Raw genomic sequence first — 23350 nt, forward strand, 5'->3', positions numbered from 1 at the left:
AGAGCCTGGCTCGTCAATGCCTCCTGCGGGCCCCGGCCGCCCGGACCGGGCCCTCGTGCGGAAGCACGACCTGTGTTCCGATCGCCAGCGCATGATCTGGATCGTGGGTGGACAGCATCACGGTCAGACCGTCGCCCGAAAGACTGGCAACCTCGGTGAGGACCAGGGCCTGATTGCCGAAATCGAGGCTCGCGGTGGTCTCGTCGATCACGAGAACCGGCGCGCCTTGCGCTAGCGCGCGGGCAATCAGGACGAGCTGAGAACCTCTAGTTACCGGCTTTTTGAGACTATAATTGGCAAAATTGTCTGCTGGTAGGGGTGCGCTGGGTCTGTTGCTTCCGGATGATTTTGTCATTTATCCCCTGTAGGGCCTTTCGGCAGCCTATACCGTCTGTGTTTCGCTGATCTGGACGAGCCTTCTCATGGTGTAACGATGTTGGCCATTCCGATCCTGGTTCTGGCCCGCGCGATGCCGATGGGCCGATCCTGTCGTCATCATCAGTGCCACAATCGCTGCCGTGAGCTTTCGCATGCAGGTTCCTCCCGGGGGGAAGCCCGGACCCGGCGCCACAGGTTTGTGCGGCGCCGGAACGGATGGCGGCGGCGTCAGCTTCCGGCGTTGGGGAAGAAGAGCTGCTGGTCGTCCACCTGATAGGATGCGATCGCGGCCTGACCTTCGTCAGAAATTATCCAGTCGACGAACTGCTGGCCAAGATCGGCCTTCACATTCGGATGCTTTTCCGGGTTCACCAGAATAATGCCGTACTGGTTGAACATCTTCGGATCGCCCTCGACCGCGATCTGGTAGTCGCCCTTGTTGCCGAAGGAGATCCATGTGGCGCGGTCGGTCATGATGTAGGCGCCCATCGCGGTGCCGGTGTTCAGCGTGGCGCCCATGCCCGACCCCGTCTCGCGATACCAGCCGCCGGAAGCCGCGGCGACGTCCACATCCGTCTCACCCCAGAGGCGAAGCTCCGCCTTGTGCGTTCCGCTGTCATCCCCGCGCGAGGCGAAGGGAGCCTCCGCCGCGGCGATCTTCGCAAGCACGGCCGCCACATCGGACATTCCCGCGACCCCGGCCGGGTCCGCCGCCGGCCCGACAATCACGAAGTCGTTGTACATCACGTCGAAACGCTCGACGCCGTTGCCGTCGGCCACAAATTTTTCCTCGGCCGGCTTTGAATGCACGAAAAGGACATCGCCATCGCCATTGGCAGCGTTCTTGATCGCCTGGCCCGTGCCGACGGCAACGACCCGAACCTCGATCCCGGTTTTCTCGGCGAAGATTGGCAGGATATGGTCGAACAATCCCGAGTTCTGTGTGGATGTCGTGGACTGGACAATAATGAAATCATCCTGCGCCGCGGCTGGACCGGACAGCCCCAGCGCCAATGCAAGGCCGGCGGCCAGTCCGAGAAAACAGCGTCTGATCATGTGTTGTCTCCCGGTGCTTGAGATCTCTCCGGATCTCCGGTTTCAAAGTGAAGGCGGCCTTCGAGCCAGGCTTGCGCGGCTTCCGAACGTGGCGCATCCAGAACGCGGGCCGCCGGTCCCGACTCGACGATCCGCCCGCCGGACATGAACAGAACATGGTCGCCGAGCCGGAGCGCCTGGGCACGGTCATGGGTGACCATCACGATGGTAACGCCGGCCGCGTGCGCCTCCTGGATGAGGCTCTCGATGGCGTGGGTCGAGGCGGGGTCGAGGCTCGCGGTCGGTTCGTCGAGAAACAGGAGTTCGGGTTCGCAGGCGAGCGCGCGCGCCACGGCAAGCCGTTGCTGCTCGCCCCCTGACAGGACCCGCGCCGGCCGCCCAGCAAGGTGCTCGAGCCGTGCGAGCGCCAGTGCGGAGCGTTCGCGCGCGCGCCGCGCCGGCCCGCGCAGGCCATGGACGCGCAGCGCGAACTGGAGGTTGGCCAAGACCGACCGGCGCAGCATGACCGGCCGCTGGAATACCATCGCCTGCGCGCGCCGTCCTGCCGCGTCGAGTGGCCGCCCCTTCCACAGGACATGCCCATCGGTCGGGGAGATCAGCCCGTGCAGGAGGCGCAGCAACAGGCTTTTGCCCGCCCCGTTCGCGCCCATCACCACGGTCCGTCGGCCCGCCGGGATCTCAAGGCCGATATCCCGGATCAATGGGCGCCGGTCGACCGCGTAGCTAAGCCCCCGGGCACCGACGATGGCGGGCGGGGCCGCTTCGCCGGTTTCCTTCCAAACCGTTTCCATCAGGTCGGCGGGCTTAAGCATAAGCGGCCCTCACCGCAGAGGCGCGGATGGCCATCACGGCCGCATTCACGATCAGCGCGATGGTCAGGAGAACCACGCCGAGCGCCAGCGCGAGCTGCAGGTTGCCCTTCGAGGTTTCCAGCGCGATGGTGGTCGTCATCACCCGCGTCACGTGGTTGATGTTGCCGCCCACGATAATGACGGCCCCGACTTCCGCCACCGCTCGGCCGAATCCCGCCAGGGCCACGGTCAGCAAGCTGTAACGCGCGTCCCACAACAACGCGCCGACCCGATCCAGCGGACCGACGCCCATCGATGCAAACTGCTCGGCATACTCCCGGTTCAGATCCTCCACCACCTGCTTGGTCAGCGCCGCGACAATCGGTGTGACCAGTATGGTTTGAGCGATGACCATTGCTGTCGGCGTATAGAGCAGTTGCAGCGGTCCAAGTGGCCCGGATGCGGACAGCATCAAATAGACCATCAGCCCGACGACGACTGGGGGCAGTCCCATCAGGGCATTGAGAACGACAGTCACCACCGTCCGGCCGGGGAAGCGGAACGCGCCGACGGCCGCGCCGAGCGGCAATCCGATCAGGCAGGCGATCGCGACCGCGGTCAGAGTTACCCGGAGCGACAATGCGATGATCTCGATCAGGTCGGGGTCCCAAGCCAGTATAAGCCCGACCGCCTCCGCCAGGATGCTGCCAAAACCGTCCAAAGGTGCGTTCTCTCCCGTTTTCCGGAAGAAAAACATGAAAACACGACAGGATCCACCCCGAATATGGATTCGGCCAACTGCCTGCGCACCAAATTCGGCGGTTTAACGGGAACTATGGGAACCGAGACGAACCGGGACACATCATTTGAGATCTGAACAGACCGAAGAATACGCATCAAAAAGAATAATTATGCAGGGCTTTTCGAGGTATGCCCCGGAAAACCGCCCCACATGCCCCTTTCCGCCAAGCGAACCAAGCGGCCAACCGGCCGAATCCTGCTTTTCGAATAAGAAGACCATGGCCCACGCGGCCGCATTGCACTTGCCCGAATATCTCACCCGACCTGATCCACAGTCCCTGAAAAATATCAAAGAACGAAAATATTATTCCAATAATATTCCATCATAACAAATATTCACGTAAATATATTTTCGATTACTTATAAAATAGACAAATAATTTTACTCATGAATATTCAAAATAATGCGTAAGCGTCATGGGCTTACTGATCAAATAGCCTTGCACACTGTCACAGCCGATATCCAGAAGAAATTCGAGTTGCGCTTCGGTCTCGACCCCTTCCGCAACCACTTCCAAATTCAACCCGTGAGCCAGCACGATCATCGTTTGGACGATGGTGTCGACATTGGCGTCGGTGCCGATATCCCGGATGAAAGACTTGTCGATCTTGAGCTTCGAGATCGGCAAGCGCCAAAGGTGCTTGAGGGATCCGTAGCCGGTGCCGAAGTCATCCAGAGACAATCCGATTCCGGCCGCGTGAAGCCATCTTACATTCCGGGTGATTTCATCGCTTTTCTGATCGAGCAGAACCGTTTCCGTGATCTCGAATTCCAGCCGCCCGCGAATCTCGGGAAACCGTGCCAAGAGCGCGTCGATCCAATCTGAAAAGCCGGGATCGGACAATTGCGAGGTGGCGAGGTTCAAGGCCAGATGCCCGGGATTCACGCCGGATTTGATCAAGGCACCGTACTCTTCGCAGGCCCGTTCAATAACAACGGCGCCCAGGGCGCATCCCGCACCCATCTCTTCGGCGATTGCCACAAACTCCTCCGGCGACACTGCCGTTCCGCCATGGGACCAGCGGGCAAGGGCCTCGAATCCGACCAGTTTGCGGGTGCCGGTCTCGACCTGGGGCTGGAACGCAACGCCGATCCTCTTGTCCTTGATGTCCTGCTGCAATGCCTCGCGTAGAATTTGCCGCCGCTCCAGACAACGCCGATACTTTGGATCGTAGGTTTTCCAGGTGTTGCGCCCGCTTCCCTTGGCCCGGTACAGAGCCAGGTCTGCATTTTTCAAAATCTCACCGGCTGTCTGCCCGTCCGCCGGGATGTGGGCGACCCCCAGGGAGGCCCGCGGCGAGACCTGCTGGCCGTCGACCCAAACGGGCTGACACAGCTGGCCATGCAAGGCAGTGAAGTCTTCCGGGAGGAATCCCTCCCTGCCGCACGCGTGCGCCAGGAACGCGAACTCATCGCCGCCTAGCCTGGCGACAAGACCCCCGCACTGCAGGCCGACAACCTCGGTCAGACGTTTCACCGTCTCGGTCAGGATCACGTCGCCGCCGCCATGGCCGTACTTGTCGTTGATTGCCTTGAAATCATCGATATCGACAATCCCGAACACGGCTTTGGACACGGACGTTGCCTCGGGATGCAGGACCTCGGCGAGGCTGCGCAACATGATATCGCGCGTGGCCGCTCTGGTCAGCGGATCCGTCTCCGCGATCCGGCGAAGATCGTCCTCAGCCTGTTTCAGCGCGGTGATTTCGCTTCGCACACCGACCTTTATTCCGCTGCTCGAAACACGCTCACGGATTTGGAACCATCTGCCATCGGTCAGCTTTTGCACCACAACTTCCTGAGGATTGCGGTGCTGATGCAAACGCCAGTCCAGCCATTTCCGCTTTTCCGTGTCGGTCTCGCCGGCATCGGCGTAAAATCCCGCCTGCAAACCCTTTTCGATAATGTCCCGAAAGCGCATCCCGGTACGGAGCTTGACATCCGAATTCAGATAATACTGCCGGAATGCCTCGTTGAACAAAATCAGACGATCCGTCTCATCGAATGCCGCCACGCCGTCCGGAATGGTTTCTATGACCTCTTTCAGCAAGGTCCGCGTGGCTTCCCGTTCACGCTTTTGGTTTTCTTCCTCCGTCACATCGACAAAACTGGCGACGACTTCGCGGTCATGGGTCGCCGAGGCCCCGGAAATCTGAGCATTGACGCGTAGCCATTGCACGGCACCGTTCGGTTTGCGAACCCCGACCATTTGGTTCTCGACCTTCTCGCCCGTCGAAAGGGCGATGGAGGACGGCATTTCATGGCCGCCCATGGACCGTCCATCCGCGTAGATGAGACCCCAGCTCGGATCCAGAACCTCCCTGCCCTTCATCTGATCCTCGGTCATTTGAAGCAGACGGCAGGCCTCGGAATTGGCGGCCACGATATTCCCGTCGCTGCCGTGCAAGACAATCCCCGCCGCCATGTTTTCGATCACGATCTCAAGCCTGCGCCGGCTTTCCAGAAGCTCGGTAATATCGTTCTGGACTGCGATGAAGCCGATCAAGTCGCCGTCCGGCGACCGCACCGGCTTTATCTCAAGATCCAGCCAGTATTTCCGGCCGGACTTGGCTTGATTGAGGATCGTGGTCCGGATTTCGCGCCCATCTCGAACAGCGTCTCCAAGCTGTCTTATCGTCTCGCGGTCGGTCTCAGGACACTGCAGGACATCACCCGGCTTTCGATGCCTCACCTCCGGCAAGGTATAGCCGGTCAATTGTTCGAAGCCCGGGTTCACCCAATCGATCACCCCCGCAGCATCACACACAATGACAACCGCGTTGGTGGACCGAACGATCTGATCGGAAATCATGGCGCGGCGCGAGAGGCGCTCGCGCTCCGTGACGTCTTGCGCCACCCCCCAATAGCCGAGGAAATTTCCGTCCTCATCGAACCGCGGCTCGCCATTGATCTGGAAGAACAAGGCCATTCCGTCTTTGCCCGTGACGCGGCAGACCTGCCCAGTCAGCGGACGCAGCAACTCAAAATCGTCCTTCAGGCGCGACCGGCCGTGCTTCGTGGACGCACAGCTTTCCGCAAGCTGCCAGAAGGGACGGCCGATCCAGGATTGGAACAGGCAACGCACCCGCCCGTCCTTACCGATGATGTCCGTCAGCCGATGCTGGGCATCGGTTTCCCAGAGCCAGTCACAGGACAAGGCGAGCAAGGCCTCCAGCCGTTGCAAGATCTCGCCGGAGCCAACACAACAATCCGGCCGCTTGGTTTGGGGAGTGTGACTGTTCGATAACGCCATCGGGTCTGTCTACTTTACTGGGCTGGCGGCAGAAGTGATTTCACGCGCCGTCACCGGCAGGAGGTTTTAGCAAGGGTCACGCCTCAGGGGATCGCGCCTCTTGGGGGTCGCACCTGCCCGAACCGGGCAAGACGGTTCTTTGGGTTCGGGCAGCACCGGTGTTTTTCCGGCCAAATCGGCCAAGGTCCCAAGCTCTTATGCTGCCCGAATGTTTTCCAGGAAGCGGCGCGCCGCCTCTCCCAATTCTCCACTGATGGCCTGCAGGTCGTCGGTGACGAGTTGGATGTCCTGCGCCGAACGGTCCGTGGCTTCGCTGCCGTCCCGCACGGCAATGATCGTGCGCGAGACTTCCTGTGTTCCTTGCGCGGCCTCGGTGACATTGCGGCTGATCTCGTGGGTCGCGGCGCCTTGTTCTTCAGCCGCGGCCGCGACCGCCGACAGCATCTCCGAGATCTGCGCGATGTTGTGGGTCAGCGCGCCGATTTCATCGACGGTGGCCTGGGTCACGGACTGCATGGCCTCGATCTGCTGACCGATCTCGATAGTCGCGTTCGCCGTCTGACTGGCCAGGTTCTTGACCTCGCTGGCCACCACCGCGAACCCCTTGCCCGCCTCGCCGGCGCGCGCAGCCTCGATCGTCGCGTTGAGGGCAAGCAGGTTCGTCTGCTCGGCAATATCGGAGATCATTTTCAAGATATCGCCGATCCGCATCGAGTTCTCGTTCAACTGGCCCGCCTTTGCCTGGGTGCCGGTGGCGATTTCAGCGGCCTCCCGTGCCTTTCCGCTCGACTGGACCACCTGTTGGCTGATCTCGGAGATCGATGCCGACAGTTCCTCGGTTGCGGCCGCGACCGACTTGACGTTCGTGCTGGCCTGTTCGGCCGCCGCCGAAACTGAAGCGGACTTTTGCTGCGTGTCTTCGGCAACCGAGGCGAGTTGACCGGAGTTCGATTTCGCCCGGCCCACCGCTTCGGCGACCCGTGTCACGCTGCTGTTCACCAGTTCGGCAAGCTGTTCCCGCTCCGTGATGTCGTCCCAAACAACCATCGGACCGGCATAGGCACCGCTCGCATCCATGATCGCGGACACCTTCAGGGAGAACCGGCGTCCAGCGAACGAGATGCGGGCGGAATAGGGCAGTTTCGATGGGTCTGAGAGGATCTGTCTTTGGTGCTGAGGATTCTTGTGGAAGGTGTCGATGGAGGTTCCGATCAACTGATCGACCGGCACGTTGAGATGACCGGCCATGCTGTCGGCCATGCGTTCCATGGTGGGGTTCATGTAGCTGATCGCGAAATTGTTGTCCGGATCGGCAACCATCACCGGCAACGGCATCTGATCGATCATCTGCGCCTGGGTGAAGGCCTTTCGCACGGTTTCGCGAAGCGTTCCATAGGCGAGGATCAACCGGCCGATCGCATCGGTGCGCCCCCGTCCCTCCAGATCCTGACCGGTATCGCCGCGGCCGAGCCGCTCAAGCGCCCCGGCCACTGTCTCGACCGGCATGATGATGCTTCGCCCGATCAAAAGCGCGGCGGCAACGCCCACCGCCAAGGCTAAACCGCCAGCCACAATAAGGAGCCAGACCTGACGCTCGAACGCGCTCATGATCTCCGGCCCGACCGCGGACTGGGTATCCAAGGCATGGTCGACCAGCGTCCCGATGCTGGACAGCATCTGCGGCCCGATGACATCAAGCTCTCCGGTCAGGATCGCAGTCAGGGCCTCTTGTGTTTCCACACCATTTGCAAAGGCCTTTATGTATTCATCGAGGTGGGTCTGCGTGTCTGAGGCAAGGCCGGCTCTGCCTGGATCCTGAAGTTTGTCTTGAAGAACTTGAAGCTCAGCGGACGTCGCTTTCAGTTCGGCCTCCACCCGAGCGCGCGCGGCTGCATCATTTTGAGCCACGAAACGGCTGCCATAGTAGCGGGCCAGCATCAGATGTTCCTGAACGCGGCCCGCATAAAAGGCCGCCGCCGGATCGCCATCCTGATAGGCGCTTGCCATGATATCGGTCAGGTTCTGCCGCATCTGCGTGCCGAGCGAATCAAGATCCGCATTGATCCCCTCCCCTTGCGCATACAGATCCAGCGCCCGCGAAAACGCATCGGAATAGGAGCCGGCCTGCCGCGTGATCTCCACAATCTGACCGGCTTGCTCCGCGCCCAAAAGCTGTTTGACCTGCCCGGCTTCCTCGATCAGCGCCTCCATTTCGGCCCGAACGTCTTCCAAGGCCCCCTCTTGGCGCAGCGCCCGGTACTTCATGACCCTCAGACGGGCGGACAGAACATCCTCCTGCATGTCGCCCAACAGGACACTTTCCCGGGCTGCCGTCCGGTAGTCGGAAAACAGTCCAGTGCCCGCGATCGCGCCCCACACGCCCAGCAGGGCCAGAACGAGCACGAGGCCCATCAGGCTTCCGAATCCCACCGCCAACTGTGCCTTGATATTTGTCATGCGCACCATGGTCGTTCCTTCCCACCTTGGACTTTGAAAACTGTCCATTTTCCCGAGGAAAGAATTCGTGGAAATTGTTAACTGAGCGTAACGTATCAGCAGGTGGGTATTTGCCTGTAAAAACTATCAGGCGCAAAAATATCGACTAAAAATTCGCATTGAATTTATCTGGAAACTGCCTTGTGATGTTGCGTTTATCATCGAGGAATGCCGGGCCGAACCGTGCAAAGGGAGCCGGCTGCTCGGCTTGGCGCGCCAATTATTTCCATTCTGGACAAAATTCTATGGAAAGACCCCCCCTTAAAAAGATAAGTTTTAATACGCACATGAGATGATGCAGTATAACAGCACCACCAGGATCGACGGATGCCCCATCATTTGAAAAGAAATGCGGAATTCATTTTTTCATTCTATGAAGAATTAATGAATAAAAAGAACAAGAAAGAAGTGTCTGAATTATTGAATGATCTGTCTTCACGGTTTCAATTCGACTATTTCTATATTTTAAACATACCTGAAATGACGACTTCGAAACTCAGAAGTTCTTTTATTTTGAGCAATTGGCCACAGGAACTGACAAAGGAGTATGATGACAGGTCAGTCCTGACTCATAGCCCTGTCATTTCCGGCCTCAGAGCATCGCATGATCCGCTCAAATGGACTCTTGAAGACGTCCGGCGGAAGTTTCCCGCCGACATGGCGGAAGGTGTCGTGTCGATGTTTGAGCGCTTTGATATGAGAATGGGCTTGTGTTTCCCAAGCTTCGATGTGGAAGGCAGAGCGGGTGCCGTGTGTTTTGCCGGCGATCGATCCATGCCGGAGGATGGGGAACTGGCCACGCTCCATCTGTTGTCGCATTTCCTGTTCGGGCACCTCAGCGTTCTGATCCAGGACATGGCGTCGGGCGCACCCAATCTCACCCATCGGGAACGGGAATGTGTCGCCTGGGCTTCGGAAGGCAAGACGATCTCGGAAACGGCTCAGATCATTGGCATCTCGCAAAACACGGTGAATGGCTACCTTGCGTCAGCCATGCGCAAGCTCAACGTGATGAACAAGACCCACCTTGTTGCAAAAGCGATTCGCTGCGGCGTGATCCACTGATTGGACATTCCGCGTCCGAGACCGGGGCCAATTTGCCGGTGGAGCCGTGGGCCGATTGGGACCAACGCCGGTTACGGGCGCGTGGACCGATCCAACCGCCCTAGGCGCAGCCCTTCGGCGATGCTGATTATTGATAATAATTACAGGTAGAATTTTATGGTTACGGCAGCAATAACAGGGCAGTAAGATCTTAACGATAAAAAGAAAGTGGCTCCATCGACACGTCCTGGGGAGGTGACTCCGGTTTCAACGATCGCCTCCCTGGACCGCGTCGGTTCAAAGACCGGACAGCCCACGATGACTGACCCCATGCGATGATTGGAACGCGGTTGGACAAGCAAACTCAGGGTGACCCCAAACCAGTGTCATCACCTTGCGAAACCGTCTTTTCGTTCATGAAAGAGCATGGCCTGTCCTGCGCGCCCAAAGTGTATCATGTGCTGTATGCGACATTGATTGCACGGGACAAGCGCATTGCGGCAGCGTTCGACCGGCTCGTGTCGCAAGGCATGATCACGGACACCGCTCTGGAATTCCTGTTCGACACCTATCTCTTCGGCGAACTGGACGGATCGCAGCGGGATGAAATCATCGAGACAACGCAGATGCGTACCCGGACGTTGACCGGTTTTGTGAAACGGTCTCACACTTCCGCGGTCGATCTGGCCTCACGCCCCAGCGCGACCCCCACCCACCAGGAATTGGCGCGGGATCTTTCGGAGGCCATGGAAGAGGCAAAACGCTTGGAACGCGATATTCTGGCGTTGCAACGGCAACTCATGACCGATCCGCTCACCGGCATCCCCAACCGGCGGTTTTTCGAGTTGGAACTCGCCGGCGCAATCCGTCAGGGGCGGAGCGATGCCTTTGTGGCGTTTCTGGACGTGGATCATTTCAAGGCAATCAATGACACCCATGGCCATGCCATCGGCGACCAGGTCCTCAAACTGATCGCCGGCCGCCTGGCTTCGAAAGTGGAGCGGCCCGACGTTCTCAGCCGCTACGGCGGAGAGGAGTTTGCGGCCCTGCTTTTCCGCAGCGACATGAGCGCGTGCCTGAACGCCATCGAAACGCTGCGAACGGAGATCAGTGCCCAGCAGATCCGGAATTCCAGGACGGGCAAGATGATCGGACGCATTACGCTGTCCGCGGGCATTACGGCAGTCGGGCCCGCTGACGAGCTGCAAGAGGTCATGAGGCGGGCCGATGGCTTGTTGTACAAAGCCAAGTCCGAAGGCCGCGACAGGGTCCGGCATCAGGGCCTCTCCGGACAGGATTGAACCGCGTGGCGGTCAATTGAACCCGGGAAGAATGCGCTTACCCCCCAAAGGTAAAAGTATTTTTGGTCATATTCCGGCCTGCCGCTTCCATCTGACCAGGAATTGCTCCAAGGGCCTTCAGGCACGGTTCGGCGCGGCATGAAGCCGCCCGGCATCCGCTTGCGCCTTTGCCGGCCTGTCGCGGCAGCTTTCCAAGGCCCCATGTGGGTGCCGATCTCCGGCCGAACTGGCGTGGGGCCAGGCGCCCATGAGCGGCGAGTTCGGATAGGTACCGCCCGACGTGACACCTGGAGCAAAAGTCGAGCCTGTGACAAAAGGGGCGGGCATCAAAGGACCGTCCCCCCCACCGCCCTGCGGGGATCCATTGGCTTCTAGAACGGGTGACACGGTGTGCGGTTCCCGAAACCCGTCACGGCCCAAATCGCCGCTTGGCGTTTGCCGCAAACCTGATTGGATCCCCGCACATTTCCGCTTCGCGGGGCGGGGATGTCCACGGCCGCGTCCGCCGGTTTGAAACCACGCCGCACTTGATTTTGATACGATACCGTACTAAATAATACGATATCGTATCAAAAAGGACACCCCGGCCATGAACCTCTCTCGCCGCAAGACCCTTGCCCTTATCGGAGGCGGGACGATCCTCGCCGCGACAAGTGGCGTGGGCTGGGAAATCACCCGCCCTCTGGCAACCGCGCTGCGGCCCTGGGATCGGGCGGGGCAATATGACGATCCGCGCATGCGGGCGCTCAGCTGGGCGATCCTGGCGCCAAATTCCCACAATATGCAGCCTTGGAAAGTGGATCTTTCGACCCCGGACCAGGCGGTTCTCTATCCCGATCTCGAACGAATGCTGCCGGAAACGGACCCCTTCAACCGCCAGATCACGGTCTCCCTCGGCTGCTTTCTCGAGCTGATGCGCATGGCCGCGCTGCAGGACGGGCTCGCGGTGGACGCGGATCTTTTCCCCGAGGGTTCGGACGCCGCTGGGCTGGACGCGCGTCCGGTGGCCATCTGCCGGTTCCGCGCGACCACCGCGCCCACCGATCCCCTCTTTGCCCATACCCCGATCCGGCGGAGCAACAAGGAAGCCTTCGACATATCCCGCCCTGTGCCGCCACAGGTGCTGGCCCGCATCGCCGGCGCTGCCCGCCATACCGAAGTCGGGTTCAGCGCCGATCCGGCCGAAGTCGCGGACATTGTCAGCCTGACCAGCCGCGCCATGGAGATCGAGATCGACACGCCGCGCACCTTTGGGGAAAGCGTCGATCTCTTCCGCATCGGCCGGCGGGAGGTGGAAGCGAACCCGGACGGGCTCGAGTTTCACGGGCCAGCCTTCGAGGCGATGCGGCTATTCGGGCTGTTCACCCGTGACGCTGCCCGCGATCCGGGAAGCACGGCCTTCGCCCAGGGCAAGGCCGCGGTGCTCGACCCCATCGCAACGGCGATGGCGCATATCTGGCAAGTCACGGCGGACAATTCCCGCAAGACACAGATCGATGCGGGCCGCGACTGGCTGCGCCTGAACCTGGCGGCAACGGCAGAAGGCGTGGGATACCATCCGCTCAGCCAGGGATTGCAGGAATATCCCGAGATGGCGAGGATATACGCCGATCTTCACGCCCGCCTCGCGCCCGGCGGCGGCACGGTTCAAAACCTGACGCGTCTGGGATATGGTCCCGACATTGGGCCGACGCCGCGTTGGCCGCTTGAAGCCAAGATACTGGATGCCTGACACCGACCTGCCGCTGTACTTCCGGCTCTTCAACGAGATCGGAATCGTCGACCAACTGGGCCGCGCCCGATTCGAGAAACGCCTTCCTCAAGGTGTCACCGTGTCCCATTTCTCGGTTCTCAACCACTTGATGCGGGTTGAGGATGGGCGCACACCGCTGGAACTCGCCCGGGCGTTCCAGGTGCCCAAAACCACGGTTTCGCACTGGCTCACCGGTCTCGACACGCTGGGTTTCGTGAATCTCAGGCCGAACCCGAACGATCGCCGTTCAAAACAGGTCTGGCTGACCGAGGCGGGCCGGGCCTTTCGCGACAAGGCGATCGCGGATCTTGCGCCCGATCTTGCCCGCGTGAAAGACGTCATGGACCCCGACGAGGTCGCCGATCTGGTGGCGCGGCTTGAACGCCTGCGAATTTGGCTCGACACCAACCGATAAGGCCGCCGCGCTCCCTCCCCTCCCCCGCACGCCTCCGGATGCGGCGGGAGCGAGGATCATCAATCCCGGCGGGAGACGGAGAGTAGAGGCGGCGGCCGGCCGCGTTTGCGCTTGACCTGTCTACCGCTCCATACTTTAGAGGTCGCCCCCGAAAGCAAATTCGAACACGGCAAAAATGATCATAAGTGTATAAAATCTCTGAACTATCAAAGCTTCTGGGCCTATCGCGATCCGCACTGCTCTATTACGAGAAGGTCGGCTTGGTGCGCGGCAGACGCCTTGAGAACGGGTATCGCGTTTACGGTGACACTGACCTCCACAGGCTGCAGCTTCTGCAGATGCTCCAGTCAGGTGGACTGACACTTCAGGAATGCAAGTCCTGTCTTGATGGGAAAATGGACAGAGACGTTCTGAAGAGCCGGCTCTCCGCCCTCGATTCGGAAATCCGCGCGAAGCAGCAGTCGCGGGACTTGCTGTCCGCTCTGCTTGGCCACAGAAGCCTCAAATCCTGGCACGAGAGGCTCGAAAGCATCGCGCCCGACCTGCACCGCGCCTGGCTGATGACCCAGGGTTTTTCCAGCGAGGAGGCCGCGCGGGTGGCGTGGCTGTCGAAGGACATGAATGCACACGACGATTACATGGCTGTCTTCATGAAGGTGTTCTCCGGACTCGACTGGTGGGGGCCGGGAACGCAAGCCGCGACGCTAAAGGCGCTTGCCATGGCGCCCTTTGCGCCGAAGACCATCCTCGAGATCGGCTGCGGTCCTGGCATGGCGACAATGCTTCTTGCCGAGGCCACCGATGCCCGGATCCTGGCGACAGACACGGACGAGGGCGCGCTGGACAGGCTGCGCGACCGGGTGGTGGCAAAGGGCCTCGGCGACCGGGTGGCGGTACGCAACGTCGACATGGCGCAGCTGCCCGTGCCGGAGCAGCCTTGGGACGTGATCTGGGCCGAGGGCAGCGCCTACATCATCGGCGTCGAGCGCGCCCTGGCCGACTGGCGGACCCTCCTGCGCCCCGGCGGAGTGCTCGTCTTCTCCGACATGACCTGGCGCACCGACACCCCCCCAGAAGCACTGCGCGCTTTCTGGGCCTCGGAATACCCGGCGATGACCCGTGTTTCCGTCCGGCTCGATCAGGCGAAGCGCGCCGGCTACCGCGTGCTCGGCCATTTCGAGATGGGGCGGGAGGCGATGGACGCCTACTACCAGCCCCTGGAGGCGCATGTCGCGGAGATGCAGGCGCAGCTCAAAGGGACCCGCGTGCTCGACGATCTGCGGGCGGAACTCGCCGCCTACCACGCCTGCGACGGGATCGTGAGCTTCGAGATGGTCGTGCTGCAAAAACCCTGACGAGCGGCGCGGCCCCAATTCCCAAAAACCGGCAGGCTCAGCCCGCCGGCGGAGACAGAACCATGGACTTTTCAACGGATTACGAGACCCACGCCTACGCGATCACGGAACTCTTTACCTCGACCTTCCTGGCCTCCGAGGGAACGGAGGAAGGCGCATTGATCGGCGCTCTCGCGCGCCGCCTGATCGCCGAGACGCCGCCCGAGGACCTGCGCGTCGTCACCGCCTGGGCGGACGGCACGCTTGTGGGCGGCATTTTCTTCACGCGCCTCACCTATACGGGCGATCCGCGCACGGTCTTCCTGATGGCCCCCGTGGCGGTGGCAACGGCGCATCAAGGCAAGGGCATTGGGCAGCGGCTGATCGCCCACGGTCTCGACGCGCTTCGGCAAGAGGGCGTGGACATTGCCGTGACCTATGGCGATCCTGCCTTCTACGGCCGCGTCGGGTTCAAGCCCGTCACGGACGCCGATCTGCCCGCGCCGCAGCCGCTGCACCAGCCGCAGGGCTGGATCGCCCAGTCCTTGACCGACGCGCCTCTGACGCCCATGCGCGGCCCAGCCCGCTGTGTCGCCGCCTTCGACGACCCCGCACTCTGGTAGGGCCATTGTCCGCGGCTGGCTATTTCTGAACCGCGCGCGGCCCCGGTCGTGGCGCCCGCAGACTGGTGCAAGCCCGGCCGAACCGTCGCGTTCCCGCGCTCCTGTGGTGTCGGCGGGTCTAGAAGCTGCAAGTCGCCTGACGCACCCGGCCAAAACATCAGTGACCGCCATCCCGGATGGGCCGCGGTGTCTCTTGACGTCGTGACGAGCGCGTCGAGCCATATTTGACCTTGGTTTTGGACACGGATAGTGATGGCGAGCCAACTCTACAGTTGACTGGCCGCCATATGGCTGCACGGCGAGGGAATTCCGAATGAGCAATCTTGCCAAGGGGCAATGCCTATGTGGCGCCGTAAAGTTTCGGATATCGGGAGAGTTCGACAGCTTTTTCCTTTGTCACTGTTCCCGCTGCCGCAAGGATAGCGGCTCGGCCCATTCGTCGAACCTGTTTTCATCCACAGCGCGTGTTTGCTGGCTATCGGGCGAGGAGAGTATCCGGAAATTTCGGCTTGCCGGGTCGAGACACCAGAAGTGCTTCTGCACGAACTGCGGTTCGGCGCTGCCGTATTCTGCAGAAGGTGATGGTTTGCTCGTGGTGCCTGCCGGGTCTCTTGATGGCCAAATCGGCATGCGGCCAAATGCACACATCTGCTGTTCCAGTCGCGCTGATTGGGACGACGACCTCGCTTCCGTTGAGAGGATCGACGGACTTCCCGGTTGACCGGGGCATTCGGGGCACATCCCAAACAGCAACCAGACAACAAGGCCGCAGGCCCTTCAGCACCGCGCGGATGTTCTGGTGCTTGAACCCGGCGGCACCCTTCCGACCGGTCGTTCAGCGGCGAATGGAGCGCCCGGCGATGCACAGCTTTGCCGCTGCCGCGCCCGGAGACGTCGCCGGCCAGCATCGCGAAGTATTCGGAGACGCATTCCGCGTCAAGCGCCCAGTCTCCGAAGGGCGAAAGGCCCTGCCAACGCCCTTCGAAACTAAAAGAAAAATGACCCCATTCGGGGCCCTTGGACGGATTCAGTATCTGAGTGTGGTGGTGGGGATGGGCCTGACGTCGAACCTTTTCCGAGCCTTAAGCCATTGAAATTATTTATGCGCCACATGGTTCGAAGTGACATCCGGAACAGACGCAACCGACGTCCAACCGGGTGAACTGCGGCTGGGTCACCTTCTTTCGGAACAGCACCGACCCGTCCACCGCAGCCCCGTGCACCTGGAACACGTTCTTTGCGAGTTCAACGCCGATGATGGCAATCTCTTCCATGGATCCCTCTCCAATAGCTTGTGCGTTGAGACCCAAAGCCTAGCACATTGCGATAACGTCAGGGGAGAGCAGCATCCATCCCATCTTCCGCGGGAGCAAGAGAGGGACCGCGCGAACGCTGGCCCATGCGCGGTCACGCAAAATCTAGTTGTCTTGGCACGTTGTAGCGACTATCTCAAAGTCATGACACGGTTTGCGTACAGCTTTTCAGCAAAGCGTTTTACGGCGCTGATCATGTGCCTTGCGCTCATGATCACTGGAATTGCTGCGGCTGTCGCGATGGAGCATCCGGGTCATGAAAACGTCGCCGGGGTCGCATCTGATCCCGGACAAATGACGCACGCGTCGCATGATATGTCACCGGCTGATTCCGATGAAGAATGCTGTGAGCCCGATACAAATGAGGCGTCGGGCTGCCACGTGTCGGCGTGCTGTCTTGCAGAAGTGCAATACTCGGACATTTTGACATCCTCGGAACACGATCGAAGCGCATGTGACCAGGCCATGTCGCAAGTGGTCGGACCTTCGGTCTATACATCACTCCCTGAACGACCTCCCCGACTTTCCTGACAGTTTCTTACCGAACCGTGCGCTAGCGCGCTCGGGTCGAAATTGAATTGCGGGCCGATCCAACGCGGGTCGGCTGTCAGGAGGTTGCAATGGGTGGACGCTATACGGCTCTCGTTATCCTTGCCTTGGCGGGCGGCACCGCAGGCGGCATCACACTTGAGAGGTTCTACCTCAATCCGGCGAACACTGGCGGATCGGACGGTCCGGAGATCCTTTATTGGGTCGCTCCGATGGACCCGAATTTCCGGCAACCTGGCCCGGGCAAGTCGCCCATGGGCATGGATCTGATACCGGTTTACGCCGGTCAAGAACCTTCCGGCGATCCTTCGGAGGTGTCGCTCAGCGCCGCCGAAATCAACGCCATCGGGGTACGGACCGCACTTGCGCGGATGACGGATGTGGCGCCGAAGATCGAAACCGTCGGATTCGTCGGCTACCACGAGCATCTCACCAGCCATGTCCACACGCGCGTCGATGGATGGATCGAGGTCCTAAATGTCAGGGCCGTTGGGGATGTCGTTCGAAAAGGCGACGTGCTTTTCGAGCTGTTCTCGCCGGAGTTCGGTGTGGCAAGTTTCGATTTTCTCAGGACATTGGAAAACGGCACGGGGCTGTCGCGCGAGGCGGCGCGCAACAAAATGCGCAGCCACGGTGCCACCGAACGGCAGATCGCAGAGATCGAAGCATCCGGAGAGGTCGCGCGTCGCATCACCGTAGAAGCCCCGAGGGACGGTATCGTGGTGGCTCTCGAGGCCGCAGACGGCATGTTCCTACAGCCGGGAACGCAGGCGGTGTCGATCACGGATCTGAGCCAGGTGTGGCTGATCGTAGATGTGTTCGAGCGTGACATCTCGCGCCTGTCGGGAGACATGGCCGCTGTCGCCAGCTTCGAGCATCTTCCGGGGCGGGTCTTCGAGGGGAAGATCGACTACGTCTATCCCGAGCTCGACTCGCGCACGCGTACCCTTCCGGTGCGCCTGCGGTTCGACAATTCGGAAGGTCTGCTTCGGCCAGGAATGTTCGGCAACGTGAGCCTCATTGCGGGCGAGAGCCGTCAGGTTCTGACGGTGCCGTCCGAGGCGGTTATCCGCACCGGAAGGGCAGAGCGGGTCATCCTGAAGACGGGCGAAGGAACATTCCGGCCGCGGCTTGTCACGACCGGGTTGCGCGACAGCTTCGGCGAAGGCGGCCGCACCGAAATCCTGCAAGGACTGGCCCCGGGCGAGGAAGTCGTCGCCTCGGCGCAGTTCCTGATCGACAGCGAAAGTGCCCTGAGCGCAGGTTTCATGCGGATGGCACCGACCGATGAAGAGCCCGCCCGCGGGACGGGCATGCTTGTCGCGCTCGACCAGGAACAGCGGATCGCGACGCTGCGCCATGACGCTCTGGAGAGCCTCGACTGGCCCGCCATGACATCCGAGTTTCCGGTGCGCGCAGATGTGTCGCTCGACCGGCTCCGCGAGGGAGAGGAGGTGGCGTTCCGCGCCGCCCGGGGCGCCGACGGTCTGCTTGGCCTGATCGAACTGGGTCCTGATGACGGGGTCGCGGCGACGGGAACCGGCATGGCCCTGGCCGTGACGCCTGAAGGCAAGCTGACGCTGGATCACGGCCCCATTCCAGACCTTGGCTGGCCAGCCATGCAGATGGATCTCGACGTGGCCGGTCTAGATCCTTCAAGCGTGCCACTCGATACGCCCATCGAGTTCGATCTCGCCAAGGATGAGAACGGCATGTTCTCCATCATCGCAGTGCGCACTGAGGGCGAAGACCCGCGACCAGCGCGGGAGGTTGACGAAACACCGACAATGTCGGCCCCGCCAATCGTCGTTTCCGGAACGATTGATGCCATCGACCCCGCAACGGGAAGGGCAACGATCACCCATGGACCAATCACCGAAATCGGCATGCCCGGGATGACCATGGCATTCGATCTTGATGCGGGGTTAGACCTCGCTGGCTTTGAGCCCGGTCGCGAGATGACGCTCACCTTCGAAAGACCGGATGGACTGACCATGGTGCTGGCGGCGGCCGAGCCCGTGAAACCGCCGATGGAAGTCTCGGGCACGATCAACACGGTAGATCCTGATACGCGGATGGCCAACATCACCCATGGACCCATGACCGAAATCGGGATGCCAGGCATGACGATGGATTTCGCCATCGCCGATAACATCGATCCGGCCGCCCTGCCCATCGGGGAAGAGCTCACCCTGCTTCTGCATCGCAATCCCGACCTCTCGATGACGCTCGTCGGTACCGCCGCTGCGCGGAGTGTATCGCAATGATCCCTGCCATCATCCGCGCCTCGATCGCCAACCGGTTCATAATCGTGGCGCTCGCGCTCATGATGGCGGCGGCCGGGGTCTGGGCCATCCGCGAAACGCCGGTGGACGCGATCCCTGACCTGTCTGACGTGCAGGTGATCGTGCGCACGCCCTATCCCGGCCAAGCGCCGCAGGTCGTCGAGAACCAGATCACCTATCCACTGGCCACGGCGATGCTCGCCGTGCCGGGGGCGCAAGATGTGCGCGGCTTTTCCTTTTTCGGCGACAGCTTCGTCTATGTCGTCTTCGAGGACGGCACCGATCTTTACTGGGCACGTTCACGCGTTCTCGAGTATCTCGGCCAGATCACCGGAAGCCTGCCCGAGGGCGTGTCCCCGCAACTGGGACCTGATGCGACTGGCGTCGGCTGGGTCTACCAGTACGCGCTGATCGACCGCACCGGGAACCACGACCTGTCGCAGCTCCGTACGCTTCAGGACTGGTTCCTAAAATACGAGCTACAGGCCGTCGAAGGCGTCTCGGAGGTCGCCACCATCGGCGGGATGGTCAAGCAGTACCAGGTCGTCGTCGATCCAAACAAACTGCGCGCCTACGACATCACGCTCGCGCAATTGCGCAACGCCATCCAGTCCGCGAACCGCGAGACTGGCGGCAGCGTGATCGAGATGGGCGAGGCGGAGTTCATGGTGCGGTCGTCGGGGTACATCGACGAGCTCGCCGACATCGCCAGCGCACCGCTGATGGTCAACGAGCGGGGCGCAGCGCTAACACTGGGGGACGTGGCAGAGATCCGGCTCGGCCCGGAAATGCGGCGCGGCGTTGGCGAGTTCGACGGCGAGGGCGACGCCGTCGGCGGCGTCGTGATCCTACGCTGGGGCGGCAACGCGCTCGCCACAATAAAGGCAGTCGAGGCGCGGATCGCGGAACTCCGCCCGAACCTGCCCGAGGGCGTCGAGATCGTCACCACCTACGACCGCTCCGGCGTGATCGAACGCGCCATCGAGAACCTGCAGAAGAAGCTGACAGAGGAATTCATCGTCGTAGTGCTGGTTTGCGCGGCCTTCCTTCTGCATCTGCGCTCATCGCTGGTAATCCTTTTGTCGCTGCCGCTCGGCATCTTTGCGGCCTTCATCCTGATGAAGGCGCAGGGCGTGAACGCCAACATCATGTCCCTAGGGGGCATCGCCATCGCCATCGGCGCCATGGTCGACGCCGCTATCGTGATGATCGAGGCAATGCATCGACGGCTCGAAAAGGAGAAACTGACCGCGGAGAACCGCTGGCGGATCGTGCAGGAATGCGCTTCCGAAGTCGGTCCCGCTCTCTTCTATTCCCTCGCGATCATCACGGTGAGCTTTCTTCCGGTCTTCGTCCTCGAAAATCAGGAAGGCCGCCTCTTCAAGCCGCTCGCCTACACCAAGACCTACGCCATGGCTGCCGCCGCGATCCTGTCGATCACGCTTGTGCCAGTGCTGATGGGCTACTTCGTGCGCGGCCGTATCCTGCCCGAACGAAAGAATCCGCTGAACCGGATCGTGGTCTGGATGTATCGCCCGTTCCTCGACGCGGCCATCGCGTGGCCCTGGGCGACAACGCTGCTCGCGGCGGTCGTCGCCGCCTCGATGTGGTATCCGCTCCAACGCCTCGGCTCGGAGTTCATGCCGGAATTAAACGAAGGTGACTTCCTCTACATGCCGACGCTTTACCCCGGCGTATCCATCGGCAAGGCGCGCGAGGTGCTGCAACAGACCGACCGGCTGATCGCAACGATCCCAGAGGTGGAGACCGTGCACGGCAAGCTTGGGCGTGCGGACACGGCCACCGATCCCGCACCGCTGACGATGATCGAAACCACGATCCAGTTGAAGCCCGAGGCGGAATGGCGTCCCGGCATGACGATGGAGGGAATCCGTGACGAGCTTGACCGCGTTGTACAGGTTCCCGGTGTCACCAACGTCTGGATTCAACCGATCAAGAACCGGATCGACATGCTGGCGACGGGGATCAAGACGCCGGTAGGCGTCAAGATTTCGGGCGCCAATCTGACCGTGATTGAACAGATCGGTATCGCAGTAGAGGACGCAGTGCGCGGCATCGAGGGCACCGCCTCCGCCTACGCCGAACGCCCAGTCGGCGGTCGTTTCATCGAGATCGACGTGAAGCGAGATGCTGCCGCCCGTTACATGATGAGCGTGCGCGACGTGCAGGACGTGGTGCAGACGGCCATCGGCGGCATGCAGGTGTCGGAGTCGGTTGAAGGACTCGAGCGCTTCCCGATCAACCTGCGCTACCCGCAGTCGTGGCGCGACAGTCCTGAACGACTGGAAATCTTGCCGGTGGTCACGCCCTCGGGCGCGCATGTCCCGCTCGCGGCACTTGCCGATATCCGGATCGTCGATGGCCCGGGCATGATCCGGTCCGAGAACGCAAGGCGCACCGGTTTCGTCTTCATCGACATCGCAGGCCGCGACCTTGGTAGCTATGTCGCCGAGGCACGTGCGCGGGTAGCCGAAGAAGTCGCCCTGCCACCGGGCTATTCGCTGACATGGTCCGGCCAGTACGAGTACATCGAACGGATGCAGGAACGGCTGACTATCGTTGCCCCTGCGACGCTTCTGATCATCACGCTGATGCTCTTCATGGCCTTCAACCGGGTCATCGAGGTGGGTATCATCCTCGCGGCCCTGCCAGTCGCTTTGGCCGGAGGTGTCTGGTTCCTGTGGTATCTCGCCTTCGACATCTCGGTGGCCGTGCTTGTCGGTTTCATCGCGCTCGCGGGCGTCGCCGTCGAAACCGCGATCGTGATGCTGCTCTATCTCAACCTGTCCTGGGAAAAACGGCGCAAGCTCGCACAGTCCGAGAACCGCAAGCTGACCCGCGACGACATCGAAGAAGCAGTCTTCGAAGGCGCAGTGCTGCGGGTCCGGCCCAAAGTGATGACGGTGGCCACGATTTTTGCGGCTCTCATCCCAATCATGTACGGTTCAGGTACCGGCTCAGAGATCATGCAGCGGATCGCGGCGCCGATGATCGGCGGCATGGTGACAGCAACCTTGCTGACCCTTTTCGTGATCCCATCGATCTTCGTGATCTGGAAGATGCTGGCCCTGCCCCGCGTAAATCGCGAGATCACCCCCCTCATTCTGCGGCCTGACCAAGCGGTGCCTGCCGAATAATCGAACCCGTAAACCAATTGATGGAGCAACCGATGAAGACACTCACTGTAACCCTCGGCCTTCTGGCTCTCACGTCCATGCCCGCCCTCGCCCAGATGAACCATGGCATGGACCATTCCAACATGCCGATGTCCTCTGAACAGATGGAGGGCGCGGTGCACGCAAAGGCCGTGGTCAACTCGATTGGCGACGGCACAGCCAATGTCAGCCATGATCCGATCCCGGAGATAGGCTGGCCTGCGATGACCATGGACCTGCCCGTTCTCGAGAACGCCGAAATGATGGGCGAGATCTCACCGGGCGATGAAGTAACGCTCATGCTCGTGAAGGGATCGGATGGCATGTACGCAATTGGCGCAATGATGCCGAACTGAACCACGCGGCACAGCGACCGGCCACTCCGCGCCGGTCGCCCACAACTCGATAAAAGGGCCGAGAAATGAACCGAAAACTCTCCAGCATACTGGCCGCAGCCGCGATTTTCCTGTCGGCAACTCCGCTTGTGGCACATTCCGAAAAGAAAGGCACCACGCCGGCAGACGGTGCGCAGCTCACCGAAACGCCGGAAATGATCCACATGGTGTTCGACGACCCGATGCGGATCACCATGGTGCGCCTGTTAAAAGCGGACGGTACCGAGATGCCGATGGAGCGCGGCACCGGGCTAGAGCCGTCGCTGGAGTTCCATGCCGAGCCGGCGCCACTCGCGCCGGGCAGCTACACGGTCGAATGGCGTGGGCTTGCGTCCGACGGGCATGCCATGCAGGGCAGCTTTTCCTTCGAGATCGCGGACTGAGCCG

The 23350-nt window shown here is 61.2% G+C and carries 17 protein-coding genes and 1 pseudogene; 11 read left to right on the forward strand and 7 right to left on the reverse strand.

The genetic code is table 11. The features are described 5' to 3' along the window. Positions 1 to 13 precede the first annotated feature (13 nt). The 6 genes from F0184_RS08675 to F0184_RS08700 form a co-directional block, all read right to left on the reverse strand. Positions 14 to 211, reverse strand: a complete 198-nt coding sequence (locus tag F0184_RS08675; protein WP_150495776.1) for an ATP-binding cassette domain-containing protein — start codon at positions 209 to 211, stop codon at positions 14 to 16. A 395-nt stretch (positions 212 to 606) separates the two neighbouring features. Continuing rightward, positions 607 to 1434: an ABC transporter substrate-binding protein gene (locus F0184_RS08680; protein WP_150495777.1), complete on the reverse strand. Its 828-nt coding sequence runs from the start codon at positions 1432 to 1434 to the stop codon at positions 607 to 609. Next, on the reverse strand, positions 1431 to 2246 hold the full coding sequence (locus F0184_RS08685) for an ATP-binding cassette domain-containing protein (RefSeq protein WP_244299073.1): 816 nt from the start codon (positions 2244 to 2246) through the stop codon (positions 1431 to 1433). Before F0184_RS08685 ends, F0184_RS08680 begins: the two co-directional genes overlap by 4 nt. Next, complete coding sequence (locus F0184_RS08690; RefSeq protein WP_244299075.1) at positions 2239 to 2946, reverse strand: ABC transporter permease; 708 nt, start codon at positions 2944 to 2946, stop codon at positions 2239 to 2241. The genes F0184_RS08685 and F0184_RS08690 overlap by 8 nt, the downstream gene beginning before the upstream one ends. A 465-nt stretch (positions 2947 to 3411) precedes the next feature. Next, a complete protein-coding gene (locus tag F0184_RS08695; RefSeq protein ID WP_150495779.1) occupies positions 3412 to 6279 on the reverse strand; it encodes a sensor domain-containing protein in 2868 nt (955 codons plus the stop codon). Positions 6280 to 6474: 195 nt separating this feature from the next. After that, positions 6475 to 8745: a methyl-accepting chemotaxis protein gene (locus F0184_RS08700; protein WP_172972049.1), complete on the reverse strand. Its 2271-nt coding sequence runs from the start codon at positions 8743 to 8745 to the stop codon at positions 6475 to 6477. Positions 8746 to 9102: 357 nt separating this feature from the next. Here F0184_RS08700 and F0184_RS08705 point away from each other — a divergent pair, with 357 nt between their 5' ends. The 7 genes from F0184_RS08705 (at position 9103) to F0184_RS08735 (ending at position 15966) form a co-directional block, all read left to right on the forward strand. Then, entirely contained in the window at positions 9103 to 9840 is a 738-nt protein-coding gene (locus tag F0184_RS08705; protein ID WP_150495781.1) for a helix-turn-helix transcriptional regulator, read from the forward strand. A 362-nt stretch (positions 9841 to 10202) separates the two neighbouring features. Continuing rightward, positions 10203 to 11120: a GGDEF domain-containing protein gene (locus F0184_RS08710; RefSeq protein ID WP_172972050.1), complete on the forward strand. Its 918-nt coding sequence runs from the start codon at positions 10203 to 10205 to the stop codon at positions 11118 to 11120. 589 nt (positions 11121 to 11709) lie between these two features. After that, complete coding sequence (locus F0184_RS08715) at positions 11710 to 12852, forward strand: Acg family FMN-binding oxidoreductase (protein WP_150495783.1); 1143 nt, start codon at positions 11710 to 11712, stop codon at positions 12850 to 12852. Next, positions 12845 to 13288 carry a MarR family winged helix-turn-helix transcriptional regulator gene (locus F0184_RS08720; RefSeq protein ID WP_150495784.1) on the forward strand — a complete coding sequence of 148 codons (444 nt, stop codon included), beginning with the start codon at positions 12845 to 12847 and terminating at the stop codon, positions 13286 to 13288. Before F0184_RS08715 ends, F0184_RS08720 begins: the two co-directional genes overlap by 8 nt. A gap of 185 nt (positions 13289 to 13473) precedes the next feature. Beyond that, complete coding sequence (locus F0184_RS08725; protein ID WP_150495785.1) at positions 13474 to 14643, forward strand: MerR family transcriptional regulator; 1170 nt, start codon at positions 13474 to 13476, stop codon at positions 14641 to 14643. Between the two features lie 62 nt (positions 14644 to 14705). After that, positions 14706 to 15245, forward strand: coding sequence for a GNAT family N-acetyltransferase (locus tag F0184_RS08730; protein ID WP_150495786.1), 540 nt, complete (start codon positions 14706 to 14708; stop codon positions 15243 to 15245). A 313-nt stretch (positions 15246 to 15558) separates the two neighbouring features. Then, on the forward strand, positions 15559 to 15966 hold the full coding sequence (locus F0184_RS08735; RefSeq protein WP_150495787.1) for a GFA family protein: 408 nt from the start codon (positions 15559 to 15561) through the stop codon (positions 15964 to 15966). Between the two features lie 442 nt (positions 15967 to 16408). Here F0184_RS08735 and F0184_RS20875 read toward each other — a convergent pair. Then, positions 16409 to 16519 (reverse strand): annotated as a pseudogene (locus tag F0184_RS20875) (IS110 family transposase); the annotation flags it as partial. Positions 16520 to 17178: 659 nt separating this feature from the next. On the opposite strand from F0184_RS20875, the gene F0184_RS08745 reads away from it, so the two are divergent. The 4 genes from F0184_RS08745 to F0184_RS08760 all read left to right on the forward strand — a co-directional run bounded on the left by F0184_RS08745 (position 17179) and on the right by F0184_RS08760 (position 23346). Beyond that, positions 17179 to 19374 carry an efflux RND transporter periplasmic adaptor subunit gene (locus tag F0184_RS08745; RefSeq protein WP_150495788.1) on the forward strand — a complete coding sequence of 732 codons (2196 nt, stop codon included), beginning with the start codon at positions 17179 to 17181 and terminating at the stop codon, positions 19372 to 19374. Next, positions 19371 to 22550 (forward strand): efflux RND transporter permease subunit, encoded by a 3180-nt coding sequence (locus F0184_RS08750; protein ID WP_150495789.1) that lies wholly within the window; start codon positions 19371 to 19373, stop codon positions 22548 to 22550. The genes F0184_RS08745 and F0184_RS08750 overlap by 4 nt, the downstream gene beginning before the upstream one ends. A gap of 32 nt (positions 22551 to 22582) precedes the next feature. Then, positions 22583 to 22924, forward strand: coding sequence for a copper-binding protein (locus tag F0184_RS08755; RefSeq protein WP_150495790.1), 342 nt, complete (start codon positions 22583 to 22585; stop codon positions 22922 to 22924). A gap of 65 nt (positions 22925 to 22989) precedes the next feature. Further along, complete coding sequence (locus F0184_RS08760) at positions 22990 to 23346, forward strand: copper resistance CopC family protein (RefSeq protein WP_150495791.1); 357 nt, start codon at positions 22990 to 22992, stop codon at positions 23344 to 23346. The last annotated feature ends 4 nt before the right edge of the window (positions 23347 to 23350 follow it).

Source organism: Roseibium aquae, from assembly GCF_008711285.1.
Classification (GTDB): Bacteria; Pseudomonadota; Alphaproteobacteria; order Rhizobiales; family Stappiaceae; genus Roseibium; species Roseibium aquae.

Bases quoted from the DNA above. Each gene is read 5' to 3' on its own strand.
- F0184_RS08735 (WP_150495787.1), top strand. From the start codon at position 15,559: ATGAGCAATCTTGCCAAGGGGCAATGCCTATGTGGCGCCGTAAAGTTT.
- F0184_RS08715 (WP_150495783.1), top strand. From the start codon at position 11,710: ATGAACCTCTCTCGCCGCAAGACCCTTGCCCTTATCGGAGGCGGGACG.
- F0184_RS08700 (WP_172972049.1), bottom strand. From the start codon at position 8,745: ATGGTGCGCATGACAAATATCAAGGCACAGTTGGCGGTGGGATTCGGA.
- F0184_RS08750 (WP_150495789.1), top strand. From the start codon at position 19,371: ATGATCCCTGCCATCATCCGCGCCTCGATCGCCAACCGGTTCATAATC.
- F0184_RS08745 (WP_150495788.1), top strand. From the start codon at position 17,179: ATGGGTGGACGCTATACGGCTCTCGTTATCCTTGCCTTGGCGGGCGGC.
- F0184_RS08730 (WP_150495786.1), top strand. From the start codon at position 14,706: ATGGACTTTTCAACGGATTACGAGACCCACGCCTACGCGATCACGGAA.
- F0184_RS08755 (WP_150495790.1), top strand. From the start codon at position 22,583: ATGAAGACACTCACTGTAACCCTCGGCCTTCTGGCTCTCACGTCCATG.
- F0184_RS08720 (WP_150495784.1), top strand. From the start codon at position 12,845: ATGCCTGACACCGACCTGCCGCTGTACTTCCGGCTCTTCAACGAGATC.
- F0184_RS08695 (WP_150495779.1), bottom strand. From the start codon at position 6,279: ATGGCGTTATCGAACAGTCACACTCCCCAAACCAAGCGGCCGGATTGT.
- F0184_RS08705 (WP_150495781.1), top strand. From the start codon at position 9,103: ATGCCCCATCATTTGAAAAGAAATGCGGAATTCATTTTTTCATTCTAT.
- F0184_RS08685 (WP_244299073.1), bottom strand. From the start codon at position 2,246: ATGCTTAAGCCCGCCGACCTGATGGAAACGGTTTGGAAGGAAACCGGC.
- F0184_RS08680 (WP_150495777.1), bottom strand. From the start codon at position 1,434: ATGATCAGACGCTGTTTTCTCGGACTGGCCGCCGGCCTTGCATTGGCG.
- F0184_RS08760 (WP_150495791.1), top strand. From the start codon at position 22,990: ATGAACCGAAAACTCTCCAGCATACTGGCCGCAGCCGCGATTTTCCTG.